Source organism: Sporosarcina sp. SG10008, assembly GCF_044569405.1.
Lineage (GTDB): Bacteria > Bacillota > Bacilli > Bacillales_A > Planococcaceae > Sporosarcina > Sporosarcina psychrophila.
The window spans coordinates 336,924-358,918 of record NZ_CP172607.1; the positions used below are offsets into that span (position 1 = coordinate 336,924).

21 protein-coding genes are annotated in these 21,995 nt (G+C 39.0%); 17 read left to right on the forward strand and 4 right to left on the reverse strand.

Going from position 1 to position 21,995, the window contains the following annotated elements:
- Window positions 1-148: 148 nt before the first annotated feature.
- From ACGLYD_RS01730 to ACGLYD_RS01755, 6 genes are all read left to right on the forward strand, one after another.
- Complete coding sequence (locus ACGLYD_RS01730; protein ID WP_340741568.1) at window positions 149-880, forward strand: class I SAM-dependent methyltransferase; 732 nt, start codon at window positions 149-151, stop codon at window positions 878-880.
- Window positions 881-1,260: 380 nt separating this feature from the next.
- Complete coding sequence (locus ACGLYD_RS01735; RefSeq protein WP_187046767.1) at window positions 1,261-2,070, forward strand: MerR family transcriptional regulator; 810 nt, start codon at window positions 1,261-1,263, stop codon at window positions 2,068-2,070.
- A gap of 404 nt (window positions 2,071-2,474) precedes the next feature.
- On the forward strand, window positions 2,475-2,960 hold the full coding sequence (locus tag ACGLYD_RS01740) for a CPBP family intramembrane glutamic endopeptidase (RefSeq protein WP_342537660.1): 486 nt from the start codon (window positions 2,475-2,477) through the stop codon (window positions 2,958-2,960).
- A gap of 549 nt (window positions 2,961-3,509) precedes the next feature.
- Window positions 3,510-3,812 carry a helix-turn-helix transcriptional regulator gene (locus tag ACGLYD_RS01745; RefSeq protein ID WP_067213845.1) on the forward strand — a complete coding sequence of 101 codons (303 nt, stop codon included), beginning with the start codon at window positions 3,510-3,512 and terminating at the stop codon, window positions 3,810-3,812.
- 159 nt (window positions 3,813-3,971) lie between these two features.
- On the forward strand, window positions 3,972-4,985 hold the full coding sequence (locus ACGLYD_RS01750) for an NAD(P)-dependent alcohol dehydrogenase (RefSeq protein WP_187046769.1): 1,014 nt from the start codon (window positions 3,972-3,974) through the stop codon (window positions 4,983-4,985).
- Between the two features lie 174 nt (window positions 4,986-5,159).
- The gene (locus tag ACGLYD_RS01755) at window positions 5,160-5,717 is read left to right on the forward strand and encodes an NUDIX hydrolase (protein ID WP_342537662.1); all 558 of its coding nucleotides are present in this window, start codon (window positions 5,160-5,162) and stop codon (window positions 5,715-5,717) included.
- 465 nt (window positions 5,718-6,182) lie between these two features.
- Here the strand turns inward: ACGLYD_RS01755 and ACGLYD_RS01760 are convergent, their stop codons facing one another.
- On the reverse strand, window positions 6,183-6,437 hold the full coding sequence (locus ACGLYD_RS01760) for a hypothetical protein (protein ID WP_340741572.1): 255 nt from the start codon (window positions 6,435-6,437) through the stop codon (window positions 6,183-6,185).
- A 387-nt stretch (window positions 6,438-6,824) separates the two neighbouring features.
- Here ACGLYD_RS01760 and ACGLYD_RS01765 point away from each other — a divergent pair, with 387 nt between their 5' ends.
- From ACGLYD_RS01765 to ACGLYD_RS01800, 8 genes are all read left to right on the forward strand, one after another.
- Window positions 6,825-7,139: a hypothetical protein gene (locus tag ACGLYD_RS01765; RefSeq protein WP_067206261.1), complete on the forward strand. Its 315-nt coding sequence runs from the start codon at window positions 6,825-6,827 to the stop codon at window positions 7,137-7,139.
- A gap of 357 nt (window positions 7,140-7,496) precedes the next feature.
- Complete coding sequence (locus tag ACGLYD_RS01770) at window positions 7,497-7,946, forward strand: NUDIX hydrolase (protein WP_342537663.1); 450 nt, start codon at window positions 7,497-7,499, stop codon at window positions 7,944-7,946.
- 560 nt (window positions 7,947-8,506) lie between these two features.
- On the forward strand, window positions 8,507-9,973 hold the full coding sequence (locus ACGLYD_RS01775) for a hypothetical protein (RefSeq protein ID WP_399631036.1): 1,467 nt from the start codon (window positions 8,507-8,509) through the stop codon (window positions 9,971-9,973).
- Window positions 9,974-10,191: 218 nt separating this feature from the next.
- Window positions 10,192-10,533: a hypothetical protein gene (locus tag ACGLYD_RS01780; RefSeq protein WP_067206265.1), complete on the forward strand. Its 342-nt coding sequence runs from the start codon at window positions 10,192-10,194 to the stop codon at window positions 10,531-10,533.
- A gap of 476 nt (window positions 10,534-11,009) precedes the next feature.
- On the forward strand, window positions 11,010-11,246 hold the full coding sequence (locus ACGLYD_RS01785) for a hypothetical protein (RefSeq protein ID WP_399631039.1): 237 nt from the start codon (window positions 11,010-11,012) through the stop codon (window positions 11,244-11,246).
- Window positions 11,247-11,564: 318 nt separating this feature from the next.
- Window positions 11,565-11,945 carry a hypothetical protein gene (locus tag ACGLYD_RS01790; RefSeq protein WP_399631042.1) on the forward strand — a complete coding sequence of 127 codons (381 nt, stop codon included), beginning with the start codon at window positions 11,565-11,567 and terminating at the stop codon, window positions 11,943-11,945.
- A 325-nt stretch (window positions 11,946-12,270) separates the two neighbouring features.
- A complete protein-coding gene (locus ACGLYD_RS01795) occupies window positions 12,271-12,642 on the forward strand; it encodes a hypothetical protein (RefSeq protein ID WP_399631045.1) in 372 nt (123 codons plus the stop codon).
- 97 nt (window positions 12,643-12,739) lie between these two features.
- Complete coding sequence (locus ACGLYD_RS01800) at window positions 12,740-13,750, forward strand: serine hydrolase domain-containing protein (protein ID WP_399633078.1); 1,011 nt, start codon at window positions 12,740-12,742, stop codon at window positions 13,748-13,750.
- A gap of 65 nt (window positions 13,751-13,815) precedes the next feature.
- Here ACGLYD_RS01800 and ACGLYD_RS01805 read toward each other — a convergent pair whose 3' ends face one another.
- From ACGLYD_RS01805 to ACGLYD_RS01815, 3 genes are all read right to left on the reverse strand, one after another.
- On the reverse strand, window positions 13,816-14,514 hold the full coding sequence (locus ACGLYD_RS01805) for a ZIP family metal transporter (RefSeq protein ID WP_187046773.1): 699 nt from the start codon (window positions 14,512-14,514) through the stop codon (window positions 13,816-13,818).
- Between the two features lie 172 nt (window positions 14,515-14,686).
- Complete coding sequence (locus tag ACGLYD_RS01810; RefSeq protein ID WP_067213849.1) at window positions 14,687-16,201, reverse strand: BCCT family transporter; 1,515 nt, start codon at window positions 16,199-16,201, stop codon at window positions 14,687-14,689.
- A 203-nt stretch (window positions 16,202-16,404) separates the two neighbouring features.
- Window positions 16,405-17,241 carry a hypothetical protein gene (locus ACGLYD_RS01815; RefSeq protein WP_399631051.1) on the reverse strand — a complete coding sequence of 279 codons (837 nt, stop codon included), beginning with the start codon at window positions 17,239-17,241 and terminating at the stop codon, window positions 16,405-16,407.
- Window positions 17,242-17,530: 289 nt separating this feature from the next.
- Here ACGLYD_RS01815 and ACGLYD_RS01820 point away from each other — a divergent pair, with 289 nt between their 5' ends.
- The 3 genes from ACGLYD_RS01820 (at window position 17,531) to hutI (ending at window position 21,970) form a co-directional block, all read left to right on the forward strand.
- Complete coding sequence (locus ACGLYD_RS01820; protein ID WP_399631053.1) at window positions 17,531-17,698, forward strand: hypothetical protein; 168 nt, start codon at window positions 17,531-17,533, stop codon at window positions 17,696-17,698.
- Between the two features lie 1,339 nt (window positions 17,699-19,037).
- Window positions 19,038-20,714, forward strand: coding sequence for a urocanate hydratase (gene hutU, locus ACGLYD_RS01825; RefSeq protein WP_340741577.1), 1,677 nt, complete (start codon window positions 19,038-19,040; stop codon window positions 20,712-20,714).
- Window positions 20,711-21,970: an imidazolonepropionase gene (gene hutI / locus ACGLYD_RS01830; RefSeq protein ID WP_067206277.1), complete on the forward strand. Its 1,260-nt coding sequence runs from the start codon at window positions 20,711-20,713 to the stop codon at window positions 21,968-21,970. Before hutU ends, hutI begins: the two co-directional genes overlap by 4 nt.
- The last annotated feature ends 25 nt before the right edge of the window (window positions 21,971-21,995 follow it).

Below are 21,995 nucleotides of genomic sequence, written 5' to 3' on the forward strand. Positions count from 1 at the left end.
CGTTATAGCGAAATTTTTTATATAAATTTTATTGAAAAGTAAATAACTGCCTAATTGTCAATTCTAGAAAACAACTGATAGAATAAATTAATTTGTGTATGTGGCGATGATTCGCCCGACATCTCAAGTTTTAGAGGGAGACGTTTCGATGGAATTTAAAGGACCTAGCGTCTATGATCAAACCGATTTTTTGAAAAATTATATGATTAGAAGAAAGAGAAACGATAGTCCAAATAATGCAATTGAAGGACCAATTATCTATGAGTTAATTGGGAGTTTTCAAGATAGTAGCGTCTTAGATTTAGGGTGTGGTGATGCATCGTTTGGAAAAGAACTCTTACATTTAGGAGCAAAAAACTACACAGGAGTAGAAGGTTCGAAACAAATGGTGGAAGTGGCACGCTCTAACATACTTCAACAAAACGGGACAATACACTTTGAAACAATGGAATCTTATGATTATCCAAAAGAAGTATTTGATCTTGTGACATCTCGATTTGCAATCCATTATGTTTCAGACATTAATCGCCTGTTTAGAGATGTTCATAAAACACTTAAAGAAAACGGGAGATTTGTTTTTAGTATCCAGCATCCACTTACAACTTCGTCTTTTGCTAGTAAGCAATCTGGAGATAAACGCGGTAATTGGATTGTCGATGACTACTTCCAGGAGGGGGAAAGAAAAGAGCCTTGGATTGACCAAATAGTGGTTAAGTATCATCGAACAATCGAAAATTATTTTATAGCACTTAAACAAGCTGGTTTTTCAGTTCTAGATTTACGCGAGGGTACACCAAAGCGTGAACATTTTAGTAGTGAAGATGAATTTGTTAGAAGACAACGAATTCCTATTGTACTGGCTTTTTCTTGTGTGAAGTAAAATAGATAACCTAATACTGAATGTTGAACTAACAGGTGCTTTACTTCATTAATGAGTAAAGCTTTTTTTTATTCAACTAACTGGGCAGGTTAGTTGAACAAGAATAAAAAGAAAACCTACTTATAGTTTTTAAAAAGATTATTCATTTAATACGAATTTTGATTATATAAATAAAGATTTATTATTTTTTAAAAATGATTAAAGTTATCTCCCCTCTAAAGGATGGCTTAGAGGGGAGATAAACTTTAATTGAATATTTATGTTAACATAATTATGAAGATTGAGAATAAATATTCGGTCATATTAATAAGGTCCGTGATTGTATAGTAATTATTTAAAATTACTCAATGAATATTATATCTTTAGGAGGTCAATATGGAATGGAAAGGAATACTTATAGAACAAGTCAATTATTTGAAATTCTAGGTGTATCAAGAGATGCACTTAGGTATTACGAGAAACAAGGAATTGTAAAACCAAACCATGATGAATCAAATAATTATCGACAGTATAATGATTATGATATATATACATTATTGGTAGCGGATTTTTATATAAAGAGAAACTTATCGATGAAAGAAGTTAGAAAACTACAAGAAGGAAGAGCAATAGAAGAACTGGAAACTTTATTAGAAGTAAAAGCCGAACAATTAGAAGAAACCATACGAAATAAAAAATTCATGCTTCAAAAAATAAAAGAAACAAAAGTATTCTGTGAGGAATTAAAAGAACACTTAAACCAATACTCCATAAGGAAATTCCCAACCTATGAAGTAATTGATGAGTTTTCTGACTTTTATTCCTTTCTGGAGTATCCTGCTTTATTGCAAAATATGGATATGATGAAGGATGATATTCTTAGCAAAATCATGAGGAAATTTACTTTTGATGAAAACGGGTTTCTAGATTCCAAGATGTATATTGTTGAAAAGCATGAAACGATACATAAGGAAAATATCGGATGTTATTTACAATATTCTAAATGCATCTATACAATTGTTGAGGATGGCAGGTATCAAAATGGAAATAGTGATATTAAATATAAAGTTTTTGAATCTACTGTGGAATGGGGAAACGAACAAGGACTTAAACCAAAAGGGGTTGCTTTTGTTAATACTCGTCTTATTACATATCTTGATAACAAAGAACGAGCCTTCTTAGAAATATATGTTCCTGTTGAAGAAGAGTAAAATACTTTTTATTGATATTGACCTGGGGGTAACACCATAGTTTATCTTTATAACCAATGGAACAAGTGCAAACTGTTCTATTGGTTATTTATATATATAGGAGGGTGTTTGGTTTGAGTGGAATGGTAAAAAAGTATATTATATGGACCTATGTCATGTTCTTTGTATTTCTTCTTGTCATAGGGCTGACGATGTTTTTTTTAAAGTCTCAGCCCGTAGTAGATATATTACTCGTGCTATCATCATGGACGTCTACATTTGTCTTCGTAACAATGTTCCGTAAAATCTATCCCCAATGGAACCTATGGAACTTTATAAAAAGCCAATTTAGGGAAAGAATCAGAATATCGACTGTATTGTGTGTCGTTCTTATTCAATTTTTGCTTTTAATTGGTAGTTTATTAATGACAAACAAAGTATGGAATGTGCCCGTATATGAACAATTTACTGCTTCATGGACTTCACTTCTTATCTTATTTGGCTACAATTTAATTCTTGGACCACTCGGGGAAGAATTAGGGTGGAGGGGATTTGTATTAAATGATTTGCAAAAAAGATTCAGTCCATTAAAATCAGCCATTATCGTTGGATTGGCTTGGGGCTTCTGGCATACACCGTTATGGCTTATGTCAGGATACTCAGGATTACAATTGGTGCAATATATCATTTGTTTTTTGTGTGGCATTGTTGCTGTATCAATCATCATAACTGCATTTTATAACTTGAATCATAATCTCATTATTCCTATTGTGATTCACCAACTTTTCAATTATTTTTTGGTCATTCAAGTTGGAAACGTACTTAATACTCTTACAGTTACCTCTGTAATATATTTATTAGTGGCTATAGTTTTAGTTTTAGTTAATTATAAAAAGTGCTTATTGAGGTAATTAAATGGAGCATCTGGTTTGTGCAAAGTTTGTATCGAAAAAATAGTACACTAAAAATAAAGTAAGTTTTTTTATGTAGACCTTCTTCAACTAACAGGGGCTTTAGTTGAAGAAGGGACTGCCTCTACATAGTAGTTTTTTCTAAAGTATTTAATATTACTTCACTAAAATATTTCCAACATATTTAGCCGTTCCAAAATCAGCAGTAAGATTTACCTCAATTAAATGGTCACCTTTTTCATTTGGGTAATTAAAAGTTTGACCATTAAACATTAATAGTTCTTCTTCACCAGCCTTAACTGCTACTTGTAGTTCTTTTGCTAATTCTAAACTGTCTGCTGTTTTTATCGTACTTCTTTTACCTAGCTTATATCGATTTGTAAATAGTCTCTTTTATTAAGAAAGGGGGACTTTTTAAATTATTGGAGGTGTCATAAATAGACCGATAAAAGGTCAGGAACGGTTTTGGGGGGAGATAGATTTCAACCTATAGAGATATTAATGTTTATTAAATTGACAAATTGGTTTTTGTCGATGTATAATGTGAACATGGATAAGATAAATATTTTTAAATCACTTTCAAATGATGCTCGGCTGCAAATCCTAGAATGGCTTAAAGATCCTTCGGATCATTTTGAACCACAGGATGGGATTGATTTAGTTGAAGTTGGTGTTTGCGTTAGTCAAATAACAAATAAGTTAAACATGACTCAATCTACTGCTTCCCAATACTTGTCAACCTTACAAAAAGCGGGTTTAATTGAGGCCACAAGGTTAGGTAAATGGACTTATTACAAAAGGGATGAGGAAGCCATAAGAAACCTTGGTATATTCATTCAAACAGAACTATAACAATAACCAAATTCCGTTATGAATTTGGTTATTGTTATCACTTACACATCGACAATTCGGGATATGTATTTCTGTGTTGCGAGTCGTTTAGACTAATAAGTGGTTATAAATAATATTCTTATTGCAAATATATATTTAAGGAAAGAGGAAAAGATGAATATGAAAGCATGGAAAAAGCAAGGCGTAGGATTGGAAAACTTAAAATTAGTAGATGTGGATATTCCGAAACCAGGTCCTAAACAACTGTTGGTACGTGTGAAGGCTGTATCCCTCAATTTTCGGGATAAATCAATTATGGATGGTGATTATTTACCAGACTTAATGAGTAAACCTTTCACACCCGTATCGGATGCAGCTGGAGTTGTAATCGGTGTGGGTTCAGAGGTAACAAAATTTAATGAAGGTGACCGGGTGGTTTCCCATCTTTACACAAAATGGACTGATGGAGCACCAACCGAGGACTATGGCCCAACTGCAGTGGGTGGACCTAATGATGGTGGTCTTGCGGAATATATGCTCCTAGACGAAGACGCAGCGGTAATGACACCTTCTAATATGACAGATGAAGAAGCGTCTACACTTCCGATTGCAGCCTTAACAGTTTGGTTTTCTTTAGTTGAATATGGAAAAATAAAAGCCGGCGATACAGTACTTATTCTTGGTACGGGGGGAGTATCAATCTATGCGATTCAAATCGCTTCTGCACTAGGGGCAAGAGTTATTGTCACAACTAGCAGTGACGAAAAGGGCGAACGAGTAAGGGCTCTAGGAGCAAAAGAAGTTATAAACTATGTGAAAACACCGGATTGGGAAAAAGAAGTATTAAAGCTCACGGATGGTAAGGGAGCTCAGCATATTTTAGAAGTTGTTGGTGGAGATAGTATTAACCGTTCCATTGATGCTCTTGCACAACAAGGAAATATCTATGTCATTGGGTTCCTGAAGAGTATGATGGCAGAAGTAAATTTGTTTTCATTGTTGTCCAAACAAGCGCGTATACAAGGTATCTTTGTGGGGCATCGGAAAGCTTTCGATGAAATGAACAAAGCATTTAATGAACTGAACATTAAACCCGTGATTGACACAGTTTATCCCTTTTCTGATGCAATCCAAGCCTATGAGCATCTGGGTCGTGGAGCATTCGGTAAAATCGTAATCAAAGTATCTGAATGAGGAAGCATATATTCAAACTTTATATTGGTTTATAGCCCGACTATTTATCTTAATTTATTTCAATCAAAAAGTAACAACGCTAAATAAATATAAAAGTCCTTGGAGCATAGTATCCTCGGGCTTTTGTTATTTATCTGAAAAAATAGTTATGACAAATTATATGGAGGTTTTTATATGGGAATGAATTATTGCTCGAACTGTGGAGAAGTGTTAGAAATACGTGTCATTAATGATGAAGAGTATAAAGCATGTTCAAGCTGTTCATTTATTCATTGGGGAAATTACAGTGTAAGTGTTGGAGCTTTAGTCATAAAAGATGAAAAAATGTTACTCGTTCGCCGTAAAGATAATCCTGGGAAAGGGAAATGGACAAACCCCGGTGGTTATATTGGTCAAACAGAACTTATTGAACAAAGTGTCATACGTGAAGTATTAGAAGAAACAGGTGTAACTACAAAAGTGAAATCGATCGTAATGTTGGGGGATTATCCAGGTCGAGTACATAATATTTATATTGGATTTTTGATGGAATATTTAGAAGGGCAGCCACAACCAGATGAAGTTGAAGTAGATGGTGCAGGCTTTTTCTCATTGGAGGAAATGGAATCAATGAATGTTGCTGATATGACTCGTGGACTGGTACGAATCGCTTTTGATCATCAAACGATTGGATTAAAATTGAACCCCTTACCAAAAACAGAATTTAATGGCTACACGTTTTTTAATGTATAACACTAATTATAGGAAGGATTCGGATTCCGAACGATTTATTGAAATAAAACATCGGTATAAGTGTATTTAAAAAAACTTGCGAATCTAACACAATAGAACTATGTTAGATTCATAAAGACTGCCTCAGCTCTTGCTACATAGGGGATGAAGCTGTTTTTTAGCCATCCATTTTTTTCGGTGCTCATTTGAATCTAACTTAACGCATTTTAGAATTAACTTAAGTTAGATTGGGGGGGGCGTTAAAATGCGTGAGGTGAGGCATTAAAATGAAGGTTGCTCATTTTATAGCTATGTTGTGCCACAATTGCGCCTGATAGCTTAACAAGTTATACATTTCCAATAATTTTTCATCTCTGGAAGATCATACATTCGTTTGTTCTAATTTGTTGTAAATGTTTCTTGCCTTATGAGGTATCCTCCCTGTTCCAGTTTCCGTCTTACTTCCTGATGCAATATCTTTTTAAATTATTTCTCCTTCTTCCTGTTCAATTTTATGAGATTTACTTCGAGAACATTATTAAGTTCATCAGGACCATACGCTGTTACAATTACTCTTTCCTCTACTAGTTCAGCGCGGTGATCTGTCAAGTAGTCTCTTAATAGTTTCGTAGCTGGTTCCGCATCCATATATTCTTTTTCTATTTCCGTTATTTCATTGCAAGCTGTAAGCAATAGTAAAAGCAGGTTTACAAACAACGATTTAGAATAGATTGAGTTCATCTATCTTACCCCTCCTGAATACCGAATACTAAATCAAATAGCCCGATTATTGAATTGTCAAAGTTCGTCTTGTCTACGTAATTATATCGAATTTTTTACAAAATTTGTTCGATATTGGCAAGGCTGGTACATTAACTATAATAGGATTTATTTTCCGGAAATACTGCCCGTATTGGGTGCGACAGTCTGTGATGCCACAGTGGTCGTTGGAGTATAACTAACGGATAGGGTTCTATGGCACCATAGTTCATCGACCTTCTTCGCAAGCCGTAGTATCCAATAACAGTTCTGCACATATTTTCAACTTCTGTGGTGTAGCGCTGATTTTGCGCTACATGTATGGCGGTTAGTTGAAGAAAAGTGTCAAATGACCGGGGGTTCTCAAGGATGAACAAATTAGGAAAAGTGCTTCAATGGTTAGGTTTTATTCTTATTGCTTTAGGACCGTTTTTTGACTTAGAAGATACGTATGCAAACTACCTTCCTATACTTATGATAAGTGGTTCAACTCTTGCTCTGTTAGGGAGTCTGCTGAGTAAGCCAAAGAAGTTAGAGATTTTGGCAATTTGTTTAGGCATTTTGTCTTTAATAGCTTATTTTTATTTAGATCAACGGTTGATATACAAAATTTTAATCATAACAATTCTTGTGTTAGTTGTAGTACATGGCATTTTGGATAAGAAAAATCATCATTTAAAATGAATAACCTGGGAACTCAGTATTATAAAAGTCTGAATTACCGGTCTTATCGAAGTGGCGGGGAAGACTAAAGGGGTAGTTCAGTTGAAGAAGGCTTATTGAAATGATCAAATTTTTTATGAAAAAGGTGAACCGGAATTTCCTATCTCTATATAGAAGGGATTTCGGTTTTACCTGTAGATCAGGTACCTGTTAAGTAATAATAATGTTATTCCATTGAAGGGCCATTATATGTAGTAGGATTTTTGATCGTATAATGCTCTTTTAGTTTAAAAAATAATTGTAGAATTAGAGAGGATGGTATTATTGGAAGTCCGACAAATGGCTACTGCATTCTTAATTCATCAAGGAAGTGTACTAATGATGAAAAAGAAAAAAAGTAAAATCTTTAATTTTGAATTTTGGGGTGGAATTGGAGGTCATATGGAATCCGATGAACTTAATTCTCCAATGACGGCAAGTTACAGGGAAATTGAAGAAGAGACAGGATTTAAAAAGGATGACATCAAAAATTTCAGGCTTGAATACATACTGCTTGAGAAGAATAGCGGGGAAATACGTCAGCAATATGTCTACTTTGGAGAAACAAAGCATATGAACTTTATTCCTTCAGACGAAGGGGAATTATTTTGGGTTTCTAAGAATGAATTATCAGGTTTATACACCTCAAAAGTTATCAGTTCAACTATTGAACACTATTTGAATAACATAACTAATACCGATGATATATTTGTTGGAACGATGATGACTAGCAATGAATTTAATCCCGAAATTCAATGGTCAACTATCAAAGAGACCGTTGATTTTTAATTTTTTTATCCTAACTAGTTATACAGAAACTTGTTTTTTTCAACTACTGAAGTCTTAATTTCAATAGTTCAACATAAAGGATCTCCCGTAAAAGGGAGTTTTTTTAATGGAAGAAAGAAGGGCCTGGATTTTCATTATCAGGCCATTTTATTGAAAATCAAAAGAAATTAAAAGGATGATAATTATGAAAGAGGTTCATTCGGAAAGCATTCACTTACAAGAGAGCTGTCATCTTATTAAGCAAACGGGTGCGTTAGCGGAGCGAGTCTATAACTGCTCATGCGGTTCTGTGCTTAATAGAGACTATAACTCTAGCTAATAAATTTTTGATTTAGTTAGTTAGTCAGATTAACTAGTTCAATAATTTTTAAAGACATATGCTATCCAGACAGGTTGATTATTATTTTTCAACTTGATCATTATTTAGAAAGGAGGTACAAAAATGAGTAATTGGAAATGTGAATATTGTCATTACAAAAGTGAAAATCTTGAAAAATTTTGCAGACGATGCGATGCTCGGTATCCATGGATAGTTAACACTGACGCTGACGCAACTGCTGATGCTGACGCAACAGCTGATGCCGACGCAACTGGTGACTCCGACGCAACAGCTGATGCCGACGCAACAGCTGATGCTGACGCAACAGCTGATGCCGATGCAACTGGTGACGCCGATGCAACCGCCGATGCCGATGCAACTGGTGATGCCGATGCAACAGCTGATGCCGACGCAACAGCTGATGCCGACGCAACAGCTGATGCCGACGCAACAGCTGATGCCGACGCAACAGCTGATGCTGACGCAACAGCTGATGCCGATGCAACTGGTGACGCCGATGCAACTGGTGATGCCGATGCAACCGCCGATGCCGATGCAACTGGTGATGCCGATGCAACAGCTGATGCCGACGCAACAGCTGATGCCGATGCAACAGCTGATGCCGACGCAACCGCCGATGCCGATGCAACTGGTGACGCCGACGCAACCGCTGATGCCGACGCAACTGGTGATGCTGACGCAACCGCTGATGCCGACGCAACTGGTGACGCCGATGCAACCGCCGATGCCGATGCAACTGGTGACGCCGACGCAACTGGTGACGCCGACGCAACTGGTGACGCCGATGCAACCGCCGATGCCGATGCAACTGGTGATGCCGATGCAACCGCCGATGCCGATGCAACTGGTGACGCCGACGCAACTGGTGATGCCGACGCAACTGCTGATGCCGACGCAACTGGTGATGCCGACGCAACTGGTGATGCCGATGCAACTGGAGACGCCGATGCAACTGGTGACGCCGACGCAACTGGAGACGCCGACGCAACTGCTGATGCCGACGCAACTGGAGACGCCGATGCAACTGGAGACGCCGATGCAACTGGAGACGCCGATGCAACTGGAGACGCTGATGCAACTGGTGACGCCGACGCAACCGCCGATTCCGATGCAACTGGAGACGCCGATGCAACTGGAGACGCCGATGCAACTGGAGACGCTGATGCAACTGGTGATGCTGACGCAACTGGAGACGCCGATGCAACTGGAGACGCTGATGCAACTGGAGACGCCGACGCAACTGGTGATGCTGATGCAACCGCCGATGCAACTGGTGATGCCGATGCAACTGGTGATGCCGATGCAACTGGTGATGCTGATGCAACTGGTGATGCCGATGCAACTGCAACTGGTGACGCCGATGCAACTGGTGATGCCGATGCAACTGGAGACGCCGATGCAACTGGTGATGCCGATGCAACCGCCGATTCCGATGCAACTGGTGACGCCGACGCAACTGGTGACGCCGATGCAACTGGAGACGCTGATGCAACTGGTGATGCCGATGCAACTGGAGACGCCGATGCAACCGCATCTGGTGATGCAACTGCGACTGGAGACGCCGATGCGACTGGTGATGCCGATGCAACTGGAGACGCTGATGCAACTGGTGATGCTGACTCAACTGCTACCGCAAACGCTGGAAACAATACCTTTACAAATGGAAACAATACCGTTATCAACGTAACCGATAATAGTGCTGGATTTATGGCTATGACTCTATCTAATCTTATTATGATGGAAAGCTTAATGGGTAACCAGAATTCAGACAATATAGAACCTCTAGTTTCTAAATTCACTAATATAATGAATGAGTTATTACAAAGTGAATATAGTAATCGCAAAGCTATCCTTGACGCTATTAATTCTCTCAAAAAAGAATAGAAAAGAATCGGAGGAGGCTACATGACAAAAACAAATGTCTCACGCTGTATGATTTCTACGGAGGAAGATAGCGATAACCTATATGTAAAAGTTAAAAATAAGAACCAAGAACTTAGTCGTCAATTCACCATAAATGCATACAGTAAAAATTCACCGACAAAGGAATTATTACCTGTTTATGTCGATAATCAACCTGCACATATAGATACCCTAGATCCTGATGCAGAAAAAGTCTATAGAATAGACGTGTCAAATGTAAAGGGGCAGGTTATTTTCGAGATTATCCAAAAAATGGGCAGCTCAAGTATTAAGGTTTCCAAAAACAGCAAAAACCCCTTTTCGGTAGAATTACACATTAAATAAAAATAGCTTGGATTTTCGTGGCAACTAAATCCACCTAAATAAAATGATAGACATAATTTTGATCTGAGAATATTTTTCTTGAAATATAATTTCTTCAACTAACAAGTTACTTTAGTTAAACAATCGGCTGCCTTTACAGGGCAGCTTTTTCTTAATGAAATTAATTATTTCCTAAAACGGGCATTGCGTCTACTAGATCTGCTTGAAAAAGTTATGAATCAAACACAATATAAATATGTTAGATTTGCGAAAAGTCGCTCTTTCATTTACATAGGAAGACTTTTATCTATTGCATGTGTCATAACTTATTGAGTAATGAAGTTAAATATTTCCATGAACGGATTTTAAGTTGATCTGGATTGGAGATGTATAAGGTTTGATCTCATGGAGACAATCCTTTACCTTCTACTTCAACTAACGCAGCAAGTTAACTGAAAGGGTTAACCATATTAAGATAATTAAGGGGTGCGAAGGAAATGACAAAAGAAAATATTAATGTTGATTTCACTATGAACACATTTGATACAAGTAAAATGGACATGTGGACTAAAGAACAGTGGAAGGAATGGGTTGGGGATCCAGAGGATAATATAGGAATTCAACTATTGTTGATTAATGATACTAAGTTTTATTTGAAAGTAATGGGGATTTATTATAACGAAGAAACAGGAGACATGTTTTTTGGTTTTGATACACAAAATAAACTTGATTGAGACATAAATATTCAATTCGGCAAATGGGAAATAGATGAAAGTATTAATGATTTATCCCATGAAAAGCCCCAGTATATGGAGAAATACTCTGAAATAAGAGGTTTTCAAAGGTTTGTGAAGCGTACATATTTGGAAAGTTGGGATACGATAACAATAGAAATAAGTATTCTCGACGCAGAAACAAACTTAAGTATTAGAGAATTTAAATTTAAAATAGAAAAGCATTTAATCCAGGTTTTTTAGTAAAGTATCGTAGGATTGCCATGGGTAATTCTAATTGATTTTTCATACAACGCGGCAGTATATAGGAGGAAGTGAATGACAATATCTATTCACGATGGTGTGTTAATTGGGTACTCAGTAAATTTTCTTGAAAATGAATTGCTATTAGATATCGAAACGGTGGCAGATGAAATTGTAACAGTTACATTCGAGGATTACTTAGCACATTATTTCGATCATGTAATGGCGGGAAGTATTTTATTTGATATTGAAGAAGTAGATTTGAATACATTTTTCGTAGGGAACAGAGAACAATTTGAGTTCCATAAATTATATGCTTGGCCGATTTGCTACGATGATACGAATGAACTCGAAAAATACTTACAAAAGAATAATTATAAATGCTATGTGATTAGTGCGTCACTAGGATTAAGTGGTTATGTATTTGCAAAAACGCTTAAAAGTAAAAGGAAATGATAAGTTGGAGGAGAAAAAAGTTTGTGAAGTATTCTACTAAACTCCCATGAAAATAAAAAAACAGCCCCATTCTTCAGAGAATATAGGCAAGGCTGGTGCAATAAGCAAGGGAGGATTAATCGCCCGTAAGCGCTACTCGTATTGGGTGCGACAGTCTGTGATGCATCATGGTCGTTGGAGTTAGCCTAACAGGTAGGGTTGTTTAATAAGAATGAAAAGTTAAGGTGCATTGTAAAGTGAAGTGAGGCTGATGAATAAAAATGAAAGAATGTTGTTTTAAAATTAATTTATCTTTAGAAGAAGCTAAAAAAAATATTGTAGTTGGATGAATGAAGAGATTGAATTTGAGTTGGATGAGTACGGGGATTGTGTTGATAAATCAGTACACATTTCTGAAACTGAAGATGGATGGACATATTTTGTGGACTTTGAAGGAGGAGCATTCTTTGGTTTATCGAATCAGGCATGGACGAAACTGGCAAATGGTAGATCTGTTATCTATGCTTACTATGATGAAGATTTAAATACAGAGCTTATAGTAATAAAAAATGGTACGTTAATAAGAGAGTTTTCACTTTATGAAGATGAACCAGATGCTAATGTGAATTTGGGAGCATTTGAATATGAAGAACATTCACCAATAGTAGATTGGAAAGATGTAGTTACTTTTCTTGAAAAAGAATTCACACTTAATTAATAGGTGCTTATTGTAACTAACGGGGTAGGTTCGTTCAACATGGTTTAATCTATTTTTTGTTGAATTTGACAAAAGAAAGGAGGGCACAAAGTTGGATATTAGATATCAAAAATTAATCTCATGGGTTGAAGATATAAAGGAGCTAAATCACTGCTCCGCATCGGCATTGCTTATACTTAAGGATGATGAAATGGTACTAGAGCATTACAGTGGAAGCCACTCTAATAGAGAAGGTTCATTGCCTATAACGCAATTTTCACAGTTTAATGTTGCATCGGCGAGAAAAAGTTATTTAGGGCTAGCTGTTGCATATGCAATCCATGAAGGTAAAATTAAAAGTCTTGATGATTATGCAGTAAATTACTTTGAAGAATTTGATAAAGAATTACTTGGTAGAACAACCATTAGAAATTTAATTACGCATTCTCATGGTTTAAATGAGGACGAGTATGGAATGGTTTATAGAGAGTTTGACCCAGGTCAAGGGTGGGCGTATAGAGGGATTAATGTATTAATGATGACACAATTAATTAAACAACTATACAACCAAAGTGTTTCTGAATTGTTACACGAAAGAATCTTTTTACCTTTAGGTTATAAGGAAACAGCTTGGCAAACAAAAGAAAATGAAAATTTAGTTAAAGTTATTGTTAATCCTAACGAAGAGGCAACATCTAAACTGGGCAATTCAAATGATGGAACTGAGTCTAACCTTTATGTCTCTGCTCGAGAATTTGCACATTGGGGCAATCTTCATTTAAGAAAAGGAAATATAAATGGAGAACAAGTTGTTCCAAAAGAAGTAATTGAAATTGCAACACAAGTTCAAAGCCCTACATATAAAAATGAAGAAACTCCATTGAATGGTGCGTTTTGGTTTGTTCAAGGAACTCCGTCATTAAAAAGCGAGATTGGAGACCGAGTGCCTAAAGGTGCTTTTCAAATAATAGGGGTAACAGGTCCAACTTTATTAGTAATACCTGAATATAATGTTGTTGTTGCAAAGATGTATAACAAAAGATATAACTATGAAGGAATTGACGGGAAAAATTATCTCTATTATTTAAGAGAATTTAGTAATTTAGTAGCTGATATATTTTCTGAATAATTTCTCATTTAACTAACAGGTGCTTAAGTGAAGAGTCGGCTATCTTTCATCCATATTGCCTAAAATTATAACAACAGATGAAATAGAGTACTTAGTAAATAACCCGTAAAAATATAGGTGATAAAAGATCTTGGAGGTACCAGCTTTAGATTATGCAGGATGAATTCACTAATGCTTGTAGTTGCAATGAGGCCAATGGAGATCCCCATTAGAACACCTTGCTCTTTGGTAGACAGATTTACGTAATGCCCGATCCAGATGAATAGGCTAAAGCATAGCGATAAGCTGAGGAAACCTAAAAATAACTTCCATGGCTTTTTCCTTTGCGAAAGAAAAGCAGTTGTAAGTGCAAAACCTTCTGGAAGATGATGCAGAATTACAGAAGCCGTAATTGTGATGCCGACTATTGAACTCTCCATTAAGCTGCCAATGGTCATACTTAGCGGGATTGTATGGATGAGTATGGCAAGCATGAGCAAGTAAACGGAAGGACTTTGACCTGCAGATGGGTGGAATAAATTGCGAAGCACTAGAAAAAATAGGTATCCAATGAATACCCCCAGTATGATACCGAAAGACTTATACATCTTCAATGCGCTTGGAATGATATCAAGTGCCAGTAATCCTACTAAAAATCCACCGCATAGGAGTGATAATCCTGCGGTTGAATTGTGGAATAGTTTAGATACTAGCCAAGCAATTCCACCTCCGAAGCTTACACTTAAAAAAAGAAAACTGCCAAGTAATATTGCACTCACTTTCATCACCTACCCATTATAATTCGTAAAACCTCTCTACGAAATATATGCAGATTGCTCGCATCTATGAAGTACAACTTTCAAAGCAATAATGTGGGAGAGGCGTTTAAATAAGTTGGAGAACATAAAAAGAAAAGCCAAGGTTGAGCACACGGCTCAGTCTTGGCTTTTCAAATTACTATTTCCTCTTCTTCGAATAAGGTCTCACCATCAGTCCCATCTCCGTTCGTTCTTTATCAAGAGCCTTATAAAACGAAATCATCATTAAAATGATGACGAAGGAGAAGGGGAATGCAGCAATAACCAATGCATTCTGCAGTGCGGTTAGCCCGTTGGCAGAGAGCAGAATGATGGAAACTGCTGCTTGTGCAACACCCCATGTCAGTTTCACAATATTTGGCGGATTAAGCGATCCGTAAGTTGACTGCATTCCGAGCACGAATGTGGCAGAATCTGCGGATGTGATGAAAAAGATGGCAATGAGGATAATTGCTAAAATCGATAGAAACATTGACATTGGCATCCCATTGAAAATGGCGAAAAGTGTCTCTTCTGTTTTCAATCCAGATAAGTCAGTTCCTTTCATTTGTACATCCATTGCCGTGGCACCGAAAACGGAAAACCAGAAAAAGCTAAGCAATGTGGGGAGCATCAAGACACCAACTAAGAATTCCCGGATGGTTCTTCCACGTGATACGCGGGCAATGAAGATACCAACAAATGGGGACCATGAAATCCACCACGCCCAATAAAAAATAGTCCAACCATTAATCCACGTACGATTGGCATCATCAAGCGGTGCTGCCCGGAAACTCATACGGGGTAAGTTTTGCAAGTAAAGACCGATTGTATCGGTAAATGTATTGAAGATTAACATAGTAGGTCCAAGTATGATAACAAGTATCAGTAAGATGACCGCAAGTACCATATTGATATTAGATAAATATTTAATTCCTTTACCTATACCTGACCAAGCAGAAGCAACAAATAAAATTGTTACGATAATGATGATGATAATTTGAACGGTAAAATTGATGGGGATATCGAATACATAAGATAATCCGCCGTTGATTTGAATAGCTCCAAATCCTAAAGTCGTTGCAACCCCTACTACCGTCGCGAAGATAGCGAGTAGATTGACCAATGTGCCTAAAGGACCGTTCATCCGATCTCCAAAAAGCGGCTTCAAAGTTGAGGAAATCAATCCAGGTTCCCCTTTACGGAATTGGAAATACGCAAGTGACATGGCAACTACAGCGTAAATCGCCCATGCATGAATACCCCAATGGAAAAATGTGAAGCGCATCGATTCACGAAAAGCAGCGTCGGTTCCTGGCAGTTCAGTTGCGGGGTCTATAGCAAAATGGGATAAAGGTTCGGCTGCTCCCCAAAAGACAAGTCCAATCCCCATTCCTGCTGAAAACAGCATTGCGAACCAGCTCATTCGAGAATACTCAGGCTTCTCATCAGGCTTTCCGAGCGTAATCTGACCAATTGGACTGACGATAAAGAACAGACAGAACAGTACAATTCCAGTGACAACGAGTAAATAATACCAGCCGAATGATGAAGTTATGAAGTTTTTCATATTCTCTGTTACGTTTTCGAAGCTTTCAGGTGCAAATGCTCCGAATAAAACTATCAAACCTATTAGACCGACCGAAATCCAAAAAACACCTGATACCTTTTTCATCAAATCACCTATTTTTCTTATAAGATAATGGTACACATCATTTAGACTAATCTTGTCCATTATTCTTCATTACCATGCACGCACCTCTAATTACATTCCCTCTCTCTGTCATTGTTAAACAGATAAGCTCAATAAAAAACGATTCCATCGGTGATGGAATCGTTTTTTTCATTAAGTGAGCATAGATAATAGAAAGTAGCTAATTAAAAACAGGAGAACTTGTCGATTCGATTAAGGTCGATCCCCATGTATTCCCATCTTCTTTGCCTATTACGCCATCTGTAACCGGCGACAGAAGTACGTCCGACAAAGACTGGGAAAAACCAAAAACCTTGTCTTCTGGATAGCCAGACATAGGTATAGCGGTAGAGACAACCACGGATTGCACCTGGATCTACTGCAAACAACTGGGTACTTGGATAAGCTGGTATGGTATTTGGTGGTGGAGATGATGGGGCTTGTTGTCCGCCCGGTTGTCCTTGGCCCGGTGGTCGTCCTGGAGGACCAAATCCAGGCATTCCTGGTCCCGGTGGTCGTCCTGGAGGACCAAATCCAGGCATTCCTGGTCCCGGTGGCCATCCTGGAGGACCAAATCCAGGACTACCTTGGCCCGGCGGTCGTCCTGGAGGACCAAATCCAGGCATTCCTTGGCCCGGCGGCCGTCCTGGCGGAGCAAACCCCTGCATGTCGTGTCCTGAGTGGAAAGCAACCATTTCCTGTTCAGGCATCCCGTAACCTGACATCTCTTGCCCTGGAGAAAAAGCTTGCATGTCGTAGCCTTGTGCCTCTTGCCCTGGAGAAAAAGCTTGCATGTCGTAGCCTTGCATCTCTTGCTCAGGAGAGAAAGCTTGCATATCGTGTCCAGACATCCCTTGCCCAGATGAAAAACCTTGCATCCCCTGTCCGGACATTCCCATACCTGGTGACCAGCTATCATTCGCATACCCAGACGTATCTTGCGCCCGGTTTGCTTCATATCCTTCAGGTAATTTTGGGTACCATTGCTGTTCCCCTTGACCACCTGGTTGCATGTTGACCATTCGTTCACTCCTTCCAAGCGATTCTCTTTATCCTATGCAACAATGGGTGAAAAGGAATGGACTTTTATTTTCGGAAGGTTTTATCGTGTAGCTAGCCTACTATATAAATGATGTGAGGATAGACTTTGACTAGCATAGATGCTTGCAAATTTTAATATATGGTTGTTGGAAAGTACTTCATGGTATTGGGAGGTAGTTGTAAGAGAGAGAGGCAGTTTTCGTATAGATTGTTACTTTACTAATCAGACTGTTAAAAGGTTGATACAATGCGGTTAAAGGGGGGTGCTTAATGTGGGGAGAAAGACGAAAAACGTGGTTAGAAGGGGATCTATCACATCCAGCACTTCCACAAACGCTTAAAGGCTTGGATGGTGCGTTTTCAAGGAGTTGCCCAACTACCTTTACTGGTTCCATAGGCTTGAATATGGCGGGAATTCGTCATTTGAAAACCCGGTAGAGCACATGCTTATTTCAGCATGTGTCGCTCCACAAAGTATCAACTATAACTGATGCCCATATAGCAGTAAATTAGTGTAGCGATAAAGGCGAAGGTCCAAACTCCCCCCAATACTTTTTGATTATGAGTGTTTTTACCGTTGTGTAAGTTCTCCATAAAGGTGATAAGATTCAAAAACCATATGACGCCTAATAAAGGCACAACAATAAAGGACATAAATAGCATAAATATTACCTCTCCTTTCCTACTTTCCGATTATTCTTATATTTTAGTGTGACATATTTCTTTATTCTAATAGTAACAAATTTTACGAAAACAGCAAAAGGGTAGCTTTTTTTAGTGAGGGCGAAATATCATAAGGAAGGTACTATTAATAGCCATTTTTGCTTTGTTACTTACAGGGTGTAATAAAGAGCTAACGGTCTCCGAATTTTAAAAAAGTGAATAGCAGAATGTAATAAATTATTAGAGACGATGCAATAGCCTTCAGTTATTTTACGTTTAATCTGAAATACGATGTGCTGAATATAGATTTTAGCCAAGGATATACCACTGAATATTCAAACAGGAATGTAAAGCATCAGATGCTTTACAAAATTAAAGGGAAGGGCGATTATGACACTATATAATTTACTAGCGATGGCGAATCCCTTTTCTTTCATTAGTTACTAGTAAAATGATTGAATTGAAATAGGTAATTGATGCCTTTCTAATAAGATTTTTCAATACCTTTAACGAGACTGCCATATTAGGTGGTCTTTATTTTTTTCCCGAAAACTTTTTCGAGTTTCGCGGGTCTAATATAGAAGCGGAAATGGGAATGGGGCTGGGGGTATGACTGATATGGAATTGGCAGAGAAAGCAATTGCAGGAAAGTCGCATCCCTACACATTTTTCTCGGTAATCGTATGGTGCTTATTCATCCGTCGCGCTCCAAATATATAAATACACAAAGTGCTAAAGCTTTCAGGGACGAAAGAATAGCGGAGCTTCTTATCTGGATAATAGCTGCCAAAGATACAATTTTGGCGGCTGAAGCCTTCTCCATTGCCTTGTCTTTTTAAATTAAGGAAGAGACACTTTTTTTAGTCCATCGGTAAAGAGGTCATGAATAGTTCGCCGAAAGCGGACCGGAAATGATCCAGTGAAAATGGAGTTTTTCAAGACTTAATTACCTGTTTTTTGATGCAAGAAAAGGGTTAATCAATAGACGAGTGACTTCACTGCTTTATCTCACTACAATAGCACCCTATTAGCACGGACTAAATTTTCTGAATACCGAACAATAAAGCGCTTTCATCGTGTACGATACTAGTAGAATAGTAAGGAGGGGTTCATAGTGGGGAAAGCATCTGAAAAGGTTATTCGTTACCGTGGGACTGAATTGAACACGAAGGGGTGGCAGCAGGAGGCGGCGCTTCGTATGCTGATGAATAACTTAGACGCGGAAGTGGCTGAGCATCCGGATGACCTTGTTGTTTACGGTGGCATTGGAAAGGCGGCACGAAATTGGGAGTCGTTTGACGCAATTGTCCGCTCGTTGAAAGAACTTGAAAATGATGAAACATTACTTGTGCAATCGGGGAAACCAGTTGCGATATTCAAGTCACATACAGACGCACCAAAAGTATTGATTGCGAACTCGAATCTAGTCCCGGCCTATGCCAACTGGGAACATTTCCATGAGCTCGATAAAAAAGGACTTATGATGTACGGACAAATGACGGCGGGAAGCTGGATTTATATCGGTTCACAAGGAATCGTGCAAGGGACATACGAAACGTTTGCGGAACTGGCGAAACAGCATTTTGGAGAGTCGCTGAAAGGCACGATTACACTAACTGCTGGGCTCGGGGGGATGGGGGCTGCACAGCCGCTAGCGGTAACGATGGCCGGGGGAGTCTGTATCGGTATCGAAGTAGATGAAACGCGAATTGATCGCCGAATTGAAACACGCTATACCGATGTGAAAACAGATTCACTTGAAGAGGCGATCCGTCTTGCTGAAGAAGCAAAAAAAGAGGGCCGTGCACTGTCAATCGGTCTGTTAGGTAATGCGTCGGAAGTGCTTCCTGCGATGCTTGCGATTGGATTTATCCCAGATGTGTTAACTGATCAGACATCTGCACATGATCCGTTAAACGGTTATATCCCATCTGGTATGTCACTAGAGGAAGCCGCGAAACTGCGAGCGGAAAATCCGGAGGCGTATATCAAACGGTCGAAAGCATCGATGGCAAAACATGTCGAAGCAATGCTAGACATGATGGATAAAGGTGCGATTACGTTCGACTACGGTAACAACATCCGTCAGGTGGCGAAAGATGAAGGTGTAACTCGTGCATTCGATTTCCCAGGATTTGTTCCCGCCTATATCCGTCCACAGTTTTGTGAAGGAAAAGGGCCATTCCGCTGGGTTGCTCTATCAGGAGATCCTGAAGATATTTATAAAACAGATGAAGTTATTTTACGTGAATTTAGTGATAACAAACATTTGTGCAACTGGATTCGAATGGCGCAAGATAAAATTCAGTTTCAAGGACTGCCGTCACGGATTTGCTGGCTAGGGTACGGAGAACGTGCCCGCTTTGGAAAAATCATTAATGATATGGTCGCTTCGGGCGAATTAAAAGCACCGATTGTCATTGGGCGAGATCATCTCGACTCGGGATCAGTTGCATCGCCAAACCGTGAGACGGAAGCGATGAAAGACGGTTCGGATGCAGTAGCTGACTGGCCGCTGTTGAATGCAATGATTAACGCAGTCGGCGGAGCTACTTGGGTTTCCATTCATCATGGAGGCGGCGTTGGGATGGGTTATTCGGTTCATGCAGGTATGGTTATTGTCGCGGATGGAACCAAAGAAGCAGAAGCTCGAATCGAACGTGTATTAACGACAGATCCAGGAATGGGTATAGTCCGTCATGTTGATGCGGGCTATGAACTTGCCGAAAAAACGGCGTGGGAAAAAGGGGTCAACATTCCGATGATGGCAAAAGAGGCGATTGAAGAATGACAAAAATTATATGGATTAAACATGCAGCGCAACTTGCGACGTTAGCCCAAGCTGGTACAGCCCCGCGAATAAAAGAAGCGATGAATGATTTATCAATTATAGAAGACGGCAGTATCTGGATAGAAGATGGGATCATAAGAGCAGTCGGCACGACTCAACAATTAGAAGAGCAGTTCAAAGACCGCGCCCATGAAGCGGAAATCACAGACGCAACTGGTCATCTCGTTACTCCAGGCCTCGTCGATCCGCATACACATGTCGCCTATGGTGGCAGTCGCGAACGTGAATTTGAAATGCGACTTGAAGGCGCGACCTATATGGAAATTATGAATGCAGGTGGCGGTATTCATGCGACAACAAAAATGACTCGTGAAGCAACTGAAGATGAACTTGTTGAGCAGACGAAGAAACGCCTTGATTCGTTTCTGAAACACGGCGTCACAACTGTCGAGGGGAAAAGTGGGTACGGCTTAGATTTGGCAACGGAACTAAAACAGCTCCGTGTCATGAAACGCTTGCAGCAAGAACATGCGATTGACCTTGTGCCAACGTTCATGGGTGCACATGCAGTGCCGACAGAATTCAAAGGACGGGAAGACGAGTATATAGATCTTGTCGTCAATGAAATGCTTCCTGCTGTTGCCAATGAAAAGCTAGCAGTCTTCAATGATGTATTTTGTGAAGTCGGTGTTTTCACACCTGAACAATCACAACGGATTTTAGAAGCAGGGAAAAAGTATGGTCTGATACCAAAAATCCATGCGGATGAAATTGAACCCTATGGCGGCGCGGAACTGGCGGCGAAAGTTGGAGCGATTTCAGCAGAGCATTTATTGAAAGCGTCTGATGAAGGAATTAAAGCGATGGCAGATTCCGGAACAATCGCTTGTTTATTGCCAGCAACCGCGTTATATCTTAGGGAGCAAGCAGCACAAGGGCGCAAGATGATTGACGCTGGCGTACCGGTCGCGATATCGACAGATTGTAATCCCGGATCTTCACCGACGACATCGATGCCACTTGTTATGAACTTAGCGTGTATATCGATGCGACTAACACCGGCAGAAGCGCTTACTGCCGCGACGTATAACGCGGCTTGTGCAATCCAAATGGCAGATAAAACAGGATCATTGGAAATAGGTAAACAAGGGGATGTCGTTCTATGGGACATTTCAAACTACCAAGAACTTCAATACTTGTTCGGGGTGAACCATGTTAAGTCCGTCTGGAAAAAAGGTGTAAAAGTCGTTGGATGATTAATATTAATTAAAGGATGGTTGT